The sequence below is a fragment of the Arthrobacter sp. efr-133-R2A-120 genome (assembly GCF_030209835.1).
In the GTDB taxonomy this organism is placed as follows: Bacteria; Actinomycetota; Actinomycetes; order Actinomycetales; family Micrococcaceae; genus Arthrobacter.
In genome coordinates, this window is record NZ_JARVRF010000010.1 from 17,211 (window position 1) to 30,622 (window position 13,412).

Annotated in this window: 10 protein-coding genes; 2 read left to right on the plus strand and 8 right to left on the minus strand. The window is 63.7% G+C overall.

Annotated features, from left to right (window positions below; genetic code table 11):
• Positions 1 to 52: 52 nt before the first annotated feature.
• The 6 genes from QRN52_RS06475 to QRN52_RS06500 form a co-directional block, all read right to left on the minus strand.
• The gene (locus tag QRN52_RS06475; RefSeq protein ID WP_284751932.1) at positions 53 to 505 is read right to left on the minus strand and encodes a DUF4233 domain-containing protein; all 453 of its coding nucleotides are present in this window, start codon (positions 503 to 505) and stop codon (positions 53 to 55) included.
• Positions 506 to 507: 2 nt separating this feature from the next.
• Positions 508 to 1,869 carry a bifunctional folylpolyglutamate synthase/dihydrofolate synthase gene (locus tag QRN52_RS06480; RefSeq protein WP_284751933.1) on the minus strand — a complete coding sequence of 454 codons (1,362 nt, stop codon included), beginning with the start codon at positions 1,867 to 1,869 and terminating at the stop codon, positions 508 to 510.
• Positions 1,870 to 1,872: 3 nt separating this feature from the next.
• Positions 1,873 to 5,202, minus strand: a complete 3,330-nt coding sequence (ileS, locus tag QRN52_RS06485) for an isoleucine--tRNA ligase (RefSeq protein ID WP_284751934.1) — start codon at positions 5,200 to 5,202, stop codon at positions 1,873 to 1,875.
• Between the two features lie 330 nt (positions 5,203 to 5,532).
• Positions 5,533 to 6,291, minus strand: coding sequence for an SDR family oxidoreductase (locus tag QRN52_RS06490; protein WP_284751935.1), 759 nt, complete (start codon positions 6,289 to 6,291; stop codon positions 5,533 to 5,535).
• A gap of 9 nt (positions 6,292 to 6,300) precedes the next feature.
• The gene (locus tag QRN52_RS06495) at positions 6,301 to 6,939 is read right to left on the minus strand and encodes a class I SAM-dependent methyltransferase (RefSeq protein ID WP_284751936.1); all 639 of its coding nucleotides are present in this window, start codon (positions 6,937 to 6,939) and stop codon (positions 6,301 to 6,303) included.
• Positions 6,936 to 7,313: a DUF488 domain-containing protein gene (locus QRN52_RS06500; RefSeq protein ID WP_284751937.1), complete on the minus strand. Its 378-nt coding sequence runs from the start codon at positions 7,311 to 7,313 to the stop codon at positions 6,936 to 6,938. Before QRN52_RS06500 ends, QRN52_RS06495 begins: the two co-directional genes overlap by 4 nt.
• Before the next feature lie 63 nt (positions 7,314 to 7,376).
• On the opposite strand from QRN52_RS06500, the gene valS reads away from it, so the two are divergent.
• Both valS and QRN52_RS06510 read left to right on the plus strand, forming a co-directional pair.
• Complete coding sequence (gene valS / locus QRN52_RS06505; protein WP_284751938.1) at positions 7,377 to 9,998, plus strand: valine--tRNA ligase; 2,622 nt, start codon at positions 7,377 to 7,379, stop codon at positions 9,996 to 9,998.
• Positions 9,999 to 10,378: 380 nt separating this feature from the next.
• Positions 10,379 to 11,254, plus strand: coding sequence for a DNA-formamidopyrimidine glycosylase family protein (locus QRN52_RS06510; RefSeq protein WP_284751939.1), 876 nt, complete (start codon positions 10,379 to 10,381; stop codon positions 11,252 to 11,254).
• A 52-nt stretch (positions 11,255 to 11,306) separates the two neighbouring features.
• Here the strand turns inward: QRN52_RS06510 and QRN52_RS06515 are convergent, their stop codons facing one another.
• Positions 11,307 to 11,921, minus strand: a complete 615-nt coding sequence (locus QRN52_RS06515; protein WP_284751940.1) for a mycothiol-dependent nitroreductase Rv2466c family protein — start codon at positions 11,919 to 11,921, stop codon at positions 11,307 to 11,309.
• 80 nt (positions 11,922 to 12,001) lie between these two features.
• Positions 12,002 to 13,288 (minus strand): ATP-dependent Clp protease ATP-binding subunit ClpX, encoded by a 1,287-nt coding sequence (gene clpX / locus QRN52_RS06520; RefSeq protein ID WP_284751941.1) that lies wholly within the window; start codon positions 13,286 to 13,288, stop codon positions 12,002 to 12,004.
• Between the last annotated feature and the right edge of the window lie 124 nt (positions 13,289 to 13,412).

Below are 13,412 nucleotides of genomic sequence, written 5' to 3' on the forward strand. Positions count from 1 at the left end.
GTTGCTCCAATGTTGAGTGTGTGGGTTTCCCAGCCAGTTTACGGGGTTTCGCTCAGGCGGACTGCCCGGCAGAGTCTTCCCCATGGGTGGCGTTCCATTCGGCTTGCTCACGATCACGCTGGGCGTTCTCGCGGTCGATCCGCATGCCGGCACGGATGCCGTACCACCAGCAGGCCGCGAACAGGACGCCCACCACGAACATCGTGGGCTCGACGAAGCCCGAAAGAACCAAGACCAGCTGCAATACCCAGCCGACACCGATGCCCCACGGCTTGCTGAGCACGGCACAGGCCAGGATCAGCACAACGCTCAGCGTAATGCCGAATGTCAGGATCAGGGCTGGCTGCACCTCTCCACGCTTCAGTCCGAATACAGCCAAGGTGGCGAAGAACGCGACGAAGGCCTCCAGGAGCAGCACGGTCGAAGCGAACATCACCTTGGTGGAGCGGCGCTTCTTGGGCATCCCGGGCCGCCATTCGCGCTGGGCTTTGGTGAGTTTGGCCACGCTCAGGAACCAACCTTCCCGAGGAGCATGCGGGCTTCGGCCACCACAGTGATGGAGCCCGTGACGAGGACGCCGCCAGCCAGGTCATCGTTTGCTTCGGCACGCTCCACGGCCCACTCGATCGCGTCATCCAGCTTCTCGGCAATGTGGACGTTATCCGCACCGAAGCCAAGGTCGACGGCGAGATCTGCCAGTTGCGCGGCCGGGATGGCCCGCGGCGAGCTGGACTGCGTGAAACAGAACTCCTCTGCCAATCCACCCAGGGATTCCTTGAGCTGCCTCAGGATTTCTTCCGCGTCCTTTTCCTTCAGGATTCCGAGGACAACCACCAGCTTGCTGAAGCTGAAAGCCTCTTCAATTGCCTCTGCCGAGACGCGGATGCCATCCGGGTTGTGGGCGGCATCCACGATGATCGTGGGAGCGGTGCGCACCACCTCGAGACGGCCCGGCGAGCTGACGTTGCCGAAAGCTTCCCGCAGCACGTCGCCGTCGAGTTCCTTCTCGCCTCCACCAAGGAATGCCTCCAGGGCAGCGACGGCGACTGCGGCGTTCTCGGCCTGGTGTGCGCCGTGCAAAGGAAGCAACAGGTCCTCATAGCGGCCTGCGAGCCCCTGGATGCTCAGCACTTGGCCCCCGACGGCAACGCTGCGGGACTCGACGCCGAATTCGACACCCTCGAAGCGGAATGGCACGCCGGCCTCGCGCGCCTTCTCAAGCAGCACTTGCGCGGCGTCCACGGGCTGGGCAGCGCTGATCAGGAAGCCGCCCGGCTTGATGATTCCGGCCTTCTCGCGGGCGATATCCTCGGTGGTGTCGCCGAGGAGATCAGTGTGGTCGAGGGAAATCGGAGTCACAACGGAAACCTGTCCGTCACCCACATTCGTGGCATCGGTGATGCCGCCCAGTCCCACTTCAATCACGGCGACATTGACGGGTTGGTCCGCGAAGATCGCGAAGCCCAGAATGGTGAGGCACTCGAAGTACGTGAGCCTGGGCTGGCCATCGGCTTCGAGTTCCTTGTCCACGATCTCGAGGTACGGACGGATCTCGTCCCAGATCCGGACAAAGGTCTCATCGGAAACCGGCTCGCCGTCGATGCTGATGCGCTCGGTAACCTTCGACAGGTGCGGACTCGTGTAACGGCCCGTGCTCAAGCCGTGGGCACGAAGCCCCGCCTCGATCATGCGGGCGGTGGATGTCTTGCCGTTGGTGCCCGTGATGTGGATGATCGGGAACGCCTTGTTGGGCTCCCCCAGCACGTCCATGGCCCGGTAAAGGGGCGCCAGCCGCGGCTCCATTTTGTTTTCCGGGGCGCGGCCCAGGAGTTCGGCGTAGACGCTTTCTACGGAGAATTCGTCGCTCATGTTCTAGGCCTCGATCTTGGTAACGGTGATCTGCGGCTCGACGGCGTCGCCGGAGACGACGGGGTCGAGCTTGAGGGACAGGGTTTCGGTCTTGACCAGCTCTTCGTTGGCGCGCAAGGCGTCAACAACGTCGTGGACTGCCAGGACTGTGGTGTGGATGCGGTCGCTGACGTTGAGTCCTGCGTCCTTGCGGGCCTGCTGGATGGCACGGACCATGTCCCGCGCCAGGCCTTCGGCAGCCAGTTCCGGAGTGACTTCGGTGTTCAGGACCACGAAGCCACCGCCCGGAAGGACAGCGACGGCCGCGGACGAACCGTCAGCAGATTCCGCGACGACGGTCTCAAGCGTGTACTCCTGCGGTTCCAGCTCAAGGCCGCCTGCCGTGACAACCCCTGCATCGGAAACAGACCAGTCGCCGGACTTGGAACCCTTGATGGCCTGCTGGACGTTCTTGCCCAAGCGCGGACCTGCCGCGCGGGCATTGACCACAAGCTTCTGCTCGATGCCGAATTCCTCCGGCGACGCCGTGGCGGCGTCGAGGAGGCGGACGGAACGCAGGTTCAGCTCATCCGCGACGACGGCGGCGAAGCCTTCCAGCGCATCAGCACCGGGTGCCACCACCGTGAGCTCCTGCAGCGGCAGGCGGACGCGAAGGTTGGCGGCCTTGCGCAGGCTGGAACCCGTGGAGCAGATCTGCTGGACACGGTCCATCGCCTCGACGAGTCCGGGGTTTGCCGGGAACAGCGAGGCCTCGGGCCAGTCAGCCAAGTGCACGGAGCGCCCGCCGGTCAGGCCGCGCCAGATCTCCTCGGAAACGAGGGGAAGCAGTGATGCCGAGACACGGCAGACGGCCTCGAGTGCCGTGTAGAGGGCGTCGAAGGCGTCGGTGTTCTCGTCGAAGAAACGCTGACGGCTGCGGCGAACGTACCAGTTGGTAAGCATGTCCAGGTAGCTGCGCAATTCATCGCAGGCTCCTGAAATGTCGTACTCGTCCAAGCTGGAAGTGATGTTGCGGACGAGGTCGCCGGTATTTGCCAGCAAGTACTGGTCCAGCGTGTCCGTGTAGCCGTCGTAGCGCAGTTTGGCGTCATAGCCGGCGCCTCCATTGGAGGCGTTCGTGTACAGCGTGAAGAAGCTGTAGACATTCCACAGCGGCAGGATGACCTGGCGGACGCCGTCGCGGATTCCCTGTTCGGTGACTACGAGGTTGCCGCCACGCAGGATGGGGCTGGACATCAGGAACCAGCGCATGGCGTCGGAACCGTCGCGGTCCAGGACCTCGGAGACATCCGGGTAGTTGCGCAGGCTCTTGGACATCTTCTGCCCGTCGGAGCCCAGGACGATGCCATGGCTGATCACATTGCGGAAGGCCGGCCGGTCGAAGAGTGCCGTGGACAGGATGTGCAGCATGTAGAACCAGCCGCGGGTCTGCCCGATGTACTCGACGATGAAGTCTGCCGGGTTGTGGGTGTCGAACCATTCCTCGTTCTGGAACGGATAGTGCACCTGGCCGTAGGGCATGGAGCCCGAGTCGAACCAGACGTCCAGGACGTCCTCGACCCGGCGCATGGTGGACTGGCCCTCTTCCGGCGAGCGCGGGTCGTCCGGGTTGGGCCGGGTGAGTTCGTCGATGAACGGGCGGTGCAGGTCAACTTGGCCGTCGTTGTTCATCGGAAGGCGGCCAAAATCGGCTTCCATCTCGGCGAGCGAGCCGTAGACGTCGGTGCGCGGATATTCGGGGTCGTCGGACTGCCACACCGGGATGGGCGAGCCCCAGTAACGGTTGCGGCTGATGGACCAGTCGCGGGCGTTGGCCAGCCATTTGCCGAACTGTCCGTCCTTGACGTTGCCCGGGATCCAGTTGATCTCCTGGTTCAGTTCGGACATGCGGTCCTTGAACTTGGTGACCTCCACGTACCAGGAGGACACTGCGCGGTAGATCAGGGGGTTGCGGCAGCGCCAGCAGTGCGGGTAGCTGTGCTCGTAGCTGGCCTGTCGGACCAGGCGGCCGCCGGAACGCAGTGCCTGTGTGATCGGCTTGTTGGCATCGAATACCTGCAGCCCGGAGATTTCGGCGAGCGGTCCGTGTGCGAACAGGTGGAGGAACTTGGCGCCTTCGTCGACGGAGAGCACCACGGGGATACCCGCGTCCTCACAGACTTTCTGGTCGTCTTCACCGTAGGCCGGGGCCTGGTGAACGATGCCCGTACCGTCGGTGGTAGTGACGTAGTCCGCCACGAGGAAGCGCCAGCCGTTCTGCGTGCCGTATTTCTCGGTGTCGGAGAAGTAGTCCCAGAGCGGCTCGTATTCCAGTCCGGCCAACTCGGTGCCCGCGTAGCTTGCCGTGACGGCGGCGGTGGCGGCAGCACCGCCATCGGCACCATCACCGTACCCCAGATCCTTGGCGTAGGTGCCGAGAAGATCGGCGGCCAGCAGGAAGCTGCCCGTCACCGGAGCCTCCGCGGAGGCGGCCTTGATCCCGTTGGGACCGGCCGGAACCACGGCGTAAGAGATGTCGGGCCCGACGGCGAGCGCCAGGTTGGTGGGCAGCGTCCAGGGGGTCGTGGTCCACGCGAGCGCCTGCACGCCTTCAAGGGACTTGGAGAGTTCCGACTCCCCTGCCTTGATGGGGAAGGTCACGGTGACGGTCTGGTCCTGGCGGTTCTTGTAGACATCGTCATCCATGCGCAACTCATGGTTGGACAGCGGCGTCTCGTCCTTCCAGCAGTACGGCAGGACGCGGTACCCGTTGTAGGTGAGGCCCTTCTCGTGGAGCTGCTTGAAGGCCCAAAGGACAGACTCCATGTACTCGACGTTGAGGGTCTTGTAGTCGTTGTCGAAGTCCACCCAGCGTGCCTGGCGCGTGACGTAGCTCTTCCATTCGTCTGCGTACTTCATGACGGAGGCACGGCAGGCGTCGTTGAACTTGTCGATGCCCATCGCCTCGATCTGCGTCTTGTCCGTCATGCCCAGTTGCTTCATGGCTTCGAGTTCAGCGGGCAGGCCGTGGGTATCCCAGCCGAAGCGCCGTTCGACGCGCTTGCCGCGCTGGGTCTGGTAACGGCCTACCAGGTCCTTGGCGTAGCCGGTCAGGAGGTGGCCGTAGTGGGGCAGTCCGTTGGCGAAGGGAGGACCGTCGTAGAAGACGAACTCGTTGCTGCCGGGGTGCCCGCCGGGCAGATCAGCGCTGCGGTTGTCGATGCTGGCCTGGAAGGTGCCGTCTTCATCCCAGTACTTGAGGATGCGCTCTTCGATCTCCGGGAACTTCACGGAGGCGGACACGCCTGTTGAGGTGCCGGACGGAGTTGTGGAGGCCTTGGGGTAATACGTCATCTCTTCATCCTGGGTTGAGCCGGTGAACACAAAGTTTCATTCAGGATGCGAGGACGGCGCCAGCTGCGTTGTTTCCAACAGCGCCGGTACCGCGGTACCACCTCACTTACCGGCGCCAACTCTGCTCCTTTTGGAAAGGAGCTGATCCGGCGTCGGCCGCTCATTGCTGCTGTGACGGGCTTACCCGTCCGGTTCTACTGACTCCCGTAGTGGCGGGGGCGTTCTTCCGGAAGCTCACCGGTGATGTCCGGGTCAAAGCTTGTGCCACAAGTCTAGCGGCAGCGGCGCCGCGAGCTCCACTTGGGGGATGGGGCGCGCGACGCCGGGACCTTAGCCTTTGCGGATCAACTTGTGGGTGGCGGCCTGCGCCACCGGGCGGACGATAATCTCGTCCAGGTTGATGTGGTGCGGCAATGAGACGGCGTACTTGACGACGTCGGCGACGTCTTCCGGCGTGAGCGGCTTCTCGACGCCGGCGTACACCTTGGCTGCCGCTGTGGCATCGCCGAGACGGTTGAGCGCGAATTCCTCCGTGCGGACGAGCCCGGGTGCCACCTCGATGACGCGGATGTTGTTCTCGGCTTCCTCCAGGCGCAGGGCGCCGGTCATGGCGTGCTGGGCGAACTTGGCCGCGTTGTACCCGCCGCCGCCCTCGTAGGCAGTGAATCCCGCCGTCGACGTCAGGTTCAAAACGGTGCCCTCGCCGTTGGCCCGCAGCATCGGCAGGAAGGCCCGGGTCAGCTTCAAGGTGCCGAGCACGTTGACTTGGTACATCCAGTCCCAGTCTTCGGTCTGCGCATTGGCCAGGGTGTCTGCGCCCCGTGCGCCGCCGGCAATGTTGATGAGCGTGTCTGCTCCGCCTGCCTCGGTGACGGCCGAGAGCAAGGCCGCGACGTCGTCGTCATTGGTGATATCCGCGGCGAACGGCACAGCGCCGCTCTCGGCGCCGAGTGCCTCGAGCCGTTCCGCACGGCGGGCGACGGCGAATACCTTCCATCCATCTGCGGCGAGGGCCCGCACTGTGGCTTCGCCGATTCCCGTGCTGGCGCCGGTCACTACTGCGGTCTTCGTCTGTACTTCCTCAGTCATGGCACCACCCTAACGTGGTTCACCGGGAGAAACCGCACGGCCAAGAATGTGGGCGATCGGCGGGGACAGTGGTCCGGCAGAGAAGCCGAAACGCTCGCTCTGCAGCACCTGGAAGCCGGCGTCGCCGATCGCCTGAAGGGTATTGCGGTTGGGATGGCAGCCTCCGGCCACGTGCTGCCAGACCGGAGTGAGCAGATCCTCGACGGCTGCGAGAAGCCTCTTGTCCGAGCGGACATGCTCGTAGAACGCCAAGGTTCCGCCGGGCCGAAGCACGCGGCGGATTTCCGCCAACGCGGCCGCTTGGTCCGCGACGCTGCAGAGGACAAGACTGACCACGACGGCGTCCGCCTCACCGTCGGCCGCCGGAATGTTCTCGGCGGTTCCTGGAACAACCGTGACCGGTACAGCCGCGAGCCGGGCCTTAGCTCGAGCAAGCCCCCTGAGGTAGTCATCGGGCTCAACCGCGAGGACGCTTTCCACGGTGGCCGGGTACAGGCCGAACGACGAGCCCTCGCCGGCGCCGACCTCGACGACGCGGCCCCGGAGGTCGGACAGCAAGCTGCGCCGGTGCTCGTTGCCGCCGCGCATGTTTATCGCGGGAACCGCCCGGGCGTAGGCCCGCGCAAAGCGCGGATGCTGCGGCGTCATGTGTCCGCCGCCCCGGTACGCAGCAGGAACTCCCGCAGCACGCGGGCGTGGTTGACTTCAGGATCCCTGGCGCCGTAGAGCAGCGTCACACGCTTTTCCGCGGCGGCCAGCTCCAGCACCTGCTCCACGGCAGGATTCTGTTCCAGCTCGGCCAGGTAAGCGCGGCGGAAGTCCTCGAATCGCTCCTGCATATGGGCAAACTCGGTGCGCAGCGGCGGCGAGGGAGCGATCTCCTTGAGCCACAGATCCAAACGGGCGCGTTCTTTGGATACCCCTCGCGGCCAGAGCCGGTCCACCAGAACCCGGTAGCCGTCGTAGTCGGCTGCTTCGTCATAGATGCGCTTTATCACCAGAACGTCCTTGAGTTCCGCCATGAGCCGCATGCTACTGCACGTCCGCGTGCCACGGAACAAAGGGCGCCATGAAACAATTGGCCCATGGCTGAATCAACGCAGGGTACAGACACGCCCGCCACCGCCCCCATCAACGTTCCCGACAAGCCGGCCCTTGAAGGCCTTGAGGCTGCCTTGACGCAGCGCTGGCTGGACGAAGGAACCTACAAGTTCAACCCGGACACCACCCGGGAGCAGGTCTACTCGATCGACACTCCCCCGCCCACCGCATCCGGTTCGCTCCACGTGGGCCACATGTTCTCGTTCACGCAGACGGATGTCCAGGCCCGCTACATGCGCATGACCGGCAAGAACGTCTTCTACCCGATGGGCTGGGACGATAACGGGCTGCCCACCGAGCGCCGCGTCCAGAACTACTACGGTGTCCGCTGCGATCCCGCCATTCCCTACAACGCGGAGTACCGCCCACCGGCGCAGCCGGCGAAGAACCAGCGCGACTTCGACGTCGTCTCGCGCCAGAACTTCATCGAACTCTGTGAGGAACTCGCCGTCGAGGACGAGAAGGTCTTCGAGAACCTGTTCCAGACACTCGGCCTGTCCGTTGACTGGGACCTGACGTACCGCACCATCGACGACACCTCCCGTGCGGTGTCCCAGCGTGCCTTCCTCGCCAACCTGAACGCCGGTGACGCCTACATGGCCGAGGCCCCCACCCTATGGGATGTGACGTTCCGTACCGCCGTCGCGCAGGCCGAGCTGGAGGACCGCGAGGTTGCCGGCGCGTACTACCGCTACCCCTTCTTCACCGCTGACGGCGAGAAGATCTATATCGAGACAACGCGTCCGGAACTCCTCGCCGCGTGCGCCGCGTTGGTGGCGAACCCCGACGACGAGCGCTACCAGCCGTTGTTCGGCAAGACCGTCACGTCCCCCCTGTTCGACGTCGAACTCGAGGTCAAGGCCCACCCGCTTGCCAAGGCGGACAAGGGCTCCGGCATCGCGATGGTCTGTACCTTCGGCGACCTGACTGACGTCACCTGGTGGCGCGAACTGCAGCTGCCCACACGCGCCATCATGGGCCGCGACGGCCGCATCATCGCCGAGACACCCGAGTGGATCACCACCGACGCCGGCAAGGAAGCCTACGCGGCGATTGCCGGCAAGACGGCGTTCTCTGCCAAGGAGAGGGTTGTTGAGCTTCTCGTTGCCGCCGATCTGCTGGATGGCGAGCCCAAGAAGATCACCCACCCCGTGAACTTCTTCGAGAAGGGCGACAAGCCCCTTGAAGTTGTCACGTCGCGCCAGTGGTACATCCGCAATGGCGGCCGCGACGAGGACCGCCGCGAACGGTTGATCGCGCGCGGACACGAGATCGACTTCCACCCGTCCTTCATGCGTTCCCGCTACGAGAACTGGATCTCCGGGCTGAATGGCGACTGGCTCGTTTCACGCCAGCGCTTCTTCGGCGTGCCGATCCCCGTCTGGTACCCGCTGGATGCCCAGGGCAACCCGGACTACGAGAACCCGATCCTGCCGTCCGACGAGTCCCTTCCCGTGGACCCCGCGGCCGACGCGGCCCCAGGTTTCGACGAGTCCCAGCGCGAGCAGCCCAACGGTTTCATCGGAGACGCCGACGTCCTGGACACCTGGGCCACGTCTTCGCTGACTCCTCAGATCGTGGGCGGCTGGAGCCGTGACGAGGAACTGTTCGGCAAGGTCTACCCCTTCGACCTCCGCCCGCAGGGCCACGACATCATCCGCACCTGGCTTTTCTCCTCGGCTGTCCGGGCGGATTCCCTGCAGAACAGCGCTCCGTGGAAGCACGCAGCCATCTCGGGCTGGATCCTGGACCCGGACCGCAAGAAGATGTCCAAGTCCAAGGGCAACGTGGTTGTCCCCACCGACGTCCTGAACGAATTCGGCTCCGACGCCGTCCGTTACTGGGCCGCGTCCGCCAAGCTCGGTGCTGACACCGCCTACGAGATCGCCCAGATGAAGATCGGCCGCCGCCTGGCCATCAAGCTGCTCAACGCCTCCAAGTTCGTGTTGAACCTGGGCGCTACGGAGAACTCGGTTGTCGGCGCGGACCTCTCCGTTCTGAGCAACGCCCTGGACCGGGCACTTTTGGCACAGTTGGCCGACGTCGTGGCGCAGTCCACCAAGTCGTTCGACAACTACGACTACGCCCGCGCCCTGCAGATCACGGAATCGTTCTTCTGGCAGTTCACGGACGACTACGTGGAGCTCATCAAGGACCGCGCCTACGGTGCGGCCGGCGAGACTGAGCAGGCATCCGTGCTTGCCGCCCTTGCCACCACGCTGGACTCGCTGTTGCGCCTGTTCGCGCCGTTCCTGCCCTTCGCCACCGAAGAGGTCTGGAGCTGGTGGCGCACGGGTTCAGTCCACCGCGCGGCGTGGCCGGCAGCCGTGGAAATCGTCGACGGCGACACCACCATGCTGGGCACCGTCGGCATCGCGCTGAGCGGCATCCGCAAGGCCAAGTCCGAGGCCAAGGTCAAACAGCGCACAGAGGTCCTCTCCGCCACAATCACCGCTACTGAGTCGTTTGTTGCACAGCTGGAAGCCGGACTGGGAGACCTGAAGGCCGCGGCCAACGCGCAGGAGATCTCACTGGTAGCCGCGGAGGGCGAACTCACGGTGAGCGACGTGGTCCTCGCGCCTGCCGAGGAGCCCGCCCAGGCGTAGTTTCGAAGAATCCGGGAAGTTTCCGGGCACCTGGGATTTCCGGGCAAAGGGGAAGCCCCATCAGCGTTTAGCCGTTGGTGGGGCTTCGACTTTTCGGCTGCCTGGTGACGTCTTGACAGTCTGGCGGAATCCTCGGACTTTCAGGTCTTCCTACCTCGTCACTGGTAGCTTGCATCCAACTTTGCCGAAGGCTGCGTCAGATGCATATCACTGAATCTCTGGTTTCCGTGTCCCTCTTCTTTCGAAGTGGGTAAGTTCTATTCTTGACCCGCTCACCGGCCAGCACAAGCCCCCTCCGGGAACTACTGGCATGTAATTCGGGGGCGTCGCTGCGGGCCTCCGGGGTTCTGGGGGTGGGCGCTTTGTGGCACAGTGTTGCTATGCCAGAACTTCCCGAAGTGGCCGGGCTGACTGCCTTCCTGGGCAGGAATCTTCTCGGTGCCGAACTGACGAAGATCCAGATCGCTTCTTTTGCCGTGTTGAAGACAGCCGATCCGCCCTACTCGGCCCTGGAGGGCCGCAAAATCGTCGGGGTGGAACGCTTCGGCAAGTTCGTCAGTCTAGACGCCGAGGGAATCCATTTCATCTTCCACCTCGCCAAGGCCGGGTGGCTCCGCTACACGGAGCAGCCGTCGCAGAGCCAGCTCCGGATGGGCGGCAGTAATATTGCCGCGAGGCTCGGCTTCACCAAGGGCGACGGCTCAACGCACGTCGGCGTGGACCTGACGGAGGCCGGAACAAAGAAAAGCCTGGCCATATACGTGGTGCTCAGCCCCTTGGACGTTCCCGGGATCGCGACACTCGGCCCGGACCCGCTGAGCCCTGCCTTCACGGAGGAAACCCTGGCCGGAATCCTTGCCACAAGCGCGCGCCAGATCAAGGGACTCCTACGGAGCCAAAGCGTCATCGCGGGCATCGGCAACGCCTACAGCGACGAGATCCTTCACGCCGCCAGGATTTCACCGTTCGCGATCGCCAAGTCGTTGGACAAGGACACAACCCGTGTCCTCTACGAGTCCATCGAAAGTGTCCTGGGTGCGGCCGTAGCCGTCGCCGTCGGGAAAGCCTCAAGCGAACTCAAGGACACCAAGCGGAACACCATGCGGGTCCACGGCCGGGCGGGACAGCCCTGCCCCGTGTGCGGGACCACCATCCGCGAGGTGTCCTTTGCCGACACCGCGCTGCAGTATTGCCCCGGCTGCCAGACAAACGGAAAGATCCTGGCGGACCGTAGAACCTCGCGATTCCTGAAATAGCCGGGCCTGCGGCCCTAACGGCCGCGACGGCCCAGGCTATTTGAATTCAAGGCTAGTTGAATTCCGGGCTTTCCGTGCGGCTGCGCTTGAGCTCGAAGAAATGCGGGTAGCCGGCCAAGGTGACAGTGGCGTCCCAGATCCGCCCGGCTTCTTCCCCTCGGGGGATACGGGTGAGGACCGGGCCGAAGAAGGCCGTGCCGTTGACGGCGACTACCGGGGTGCCCACGTCCTGGCCTACCAGGGAGATCCCCGATTCGTGGCTGGCACGCAGCTGGACATCGTATTCCTCGGAATCAGCGAAGCGGGCCAACTCGGCCGGCAGTCCGGTTTCCGCCAGTGCCTTGGAGATGACCTCGGCGAAATCCTTGATGCCTTCGTGGTGGATGAGGGAACCCATCGCGTCGTATAGCGGCTTGATGTACTCGTTTCCGTGCAGCTCGCTGGCGGCGATGATGACACGGACAGGTCCCCAGCCCTGCTTCATCTTCTCGGTGTATTCGGCAGGCAGTTCGCGGCCTTCGTTGAGGACCGAGAGACTCATGACGTTCCAGTTGGTCTCGATGCCGCGGACGTCTTCCACTTCACCGATCCAGCGGGATGTCACCCAGGCAAATGGGCACATGGGATCGAACCAGAAATCGACCTTGTTGGCGGTCTGCTCGGGCACAGGGAACTCCTTCGATAGGCGTAAGGGGCGCGGGTAGGCGGACGAAAACGGTGTCCGGCACCAATCATGCCAACCTCTGGCTAGGCGGACTTATTCCGACGCTTCGCAATGACCTCGTGCGCGATCATGGTGGGCTGGCCCTTCTTGTTCACGGCATCGGCAGTGATGACGACGCTGGCGATGTCATCCCTGCTGGGCAGGTCGAACATGACCGGCAGCAGCACTTCCTCCATGATGGCACGCAGGCCGCGGGCTCCGGTGCCACGTTCAAGGGCTTGGTCCGCGATCGAGTCCAGGGCGTCGTCGTCGAACAAAAGCTCCACGCCGTCCAGCTGGAACATCTTCTGGTACTGCTTGATCAGGGCGTTCTTGGGCTTGGAGAGAATCTGGATGAGCGCGGAACGGTCAAGGTTGGACACAGTGGTGATCACTGGCAGGCGCCCGATGAATTCGGGAATCAGCCCGAACTTGAGCAGATCCTCCGGCATCACCTCGCCGTAGCTGTCCGCGTTGTCCTTGACCTCGTTGAGCGGGGACCCGAAGCCAATGCCCTTCCGTCCGGACCGCGATCCAATGATGTCCTCGAGCCCGGCGAAAGCACCGGCCACAATGAACAGCACGTTAGTGGTGTCGATCTGGATGAATTCCTGATGCGGGTGTTTACGTCCGCCCTGCGGCGGAACCGAGGCCACTGTGCCCTCAAGGATCTTCAGGAGCGCCTGCTGCACGCCTTCGCCGGACACGTCGCGCGTGATGGACGGGTTCTCGCTCTTGCGCGAAATCTTGTCGATCTCGTCGATGTAGATGATGCCTTGTTCGGCCTTCTTGACGTCGTAGTCTGCGGCCTGGATGAGCTTCAACAGGATGTTTTCGACATCTTCGCCGACGTACCCGGCCTCAGTCAGGGCCGTGGCGTCAGCGACGGCGAAGGGTACGTTCAAGCGGCGGGCCAGGGTTTGAGCCAGGTAGGTCTTACCGCAGCCGGTGGGGCCAATCAGCAGGATGTTGGATTTGGCGATCTCCACGTCTTCGTGGTGTCCGCCTTCGCCAAGGCCGGTCTTCGGTGCGTGGCCGGCCTGGATGCGCTTGTAGTGGTTGTACACCGCGACGGCGAGGGAGCGTTTCGCGGGCTCCTGGCCAATGACGTACTCCTGGAGGAAATCGAAGATCTCCCGCGGCTTGGGCAACTCGAAGCTGCCAAGATCCGATACTTCCGCGAGCTCCTCTTCGATGATCTCGTTGCAGAGCTCGATGCACTCGTCGCAGATGTACACGCCGGGCCCGGCAATCAGCTTCCGAACCTGCTTCTGGCTCTTTCCGCAGAAAGAACACTTCAGCAGATCCGTGCTCTCGCCAATCCGAGCCATGTGGGAATCCCTTCGTTTCATGCGGGTGGTGCAGCCCCGTACCTATCTGCCAAGATCGGAAGATCGCAGCGGGGGCGCCACCATGACAACTTCCACTGTAGGACACAATGGGCTGCTTGGGTTG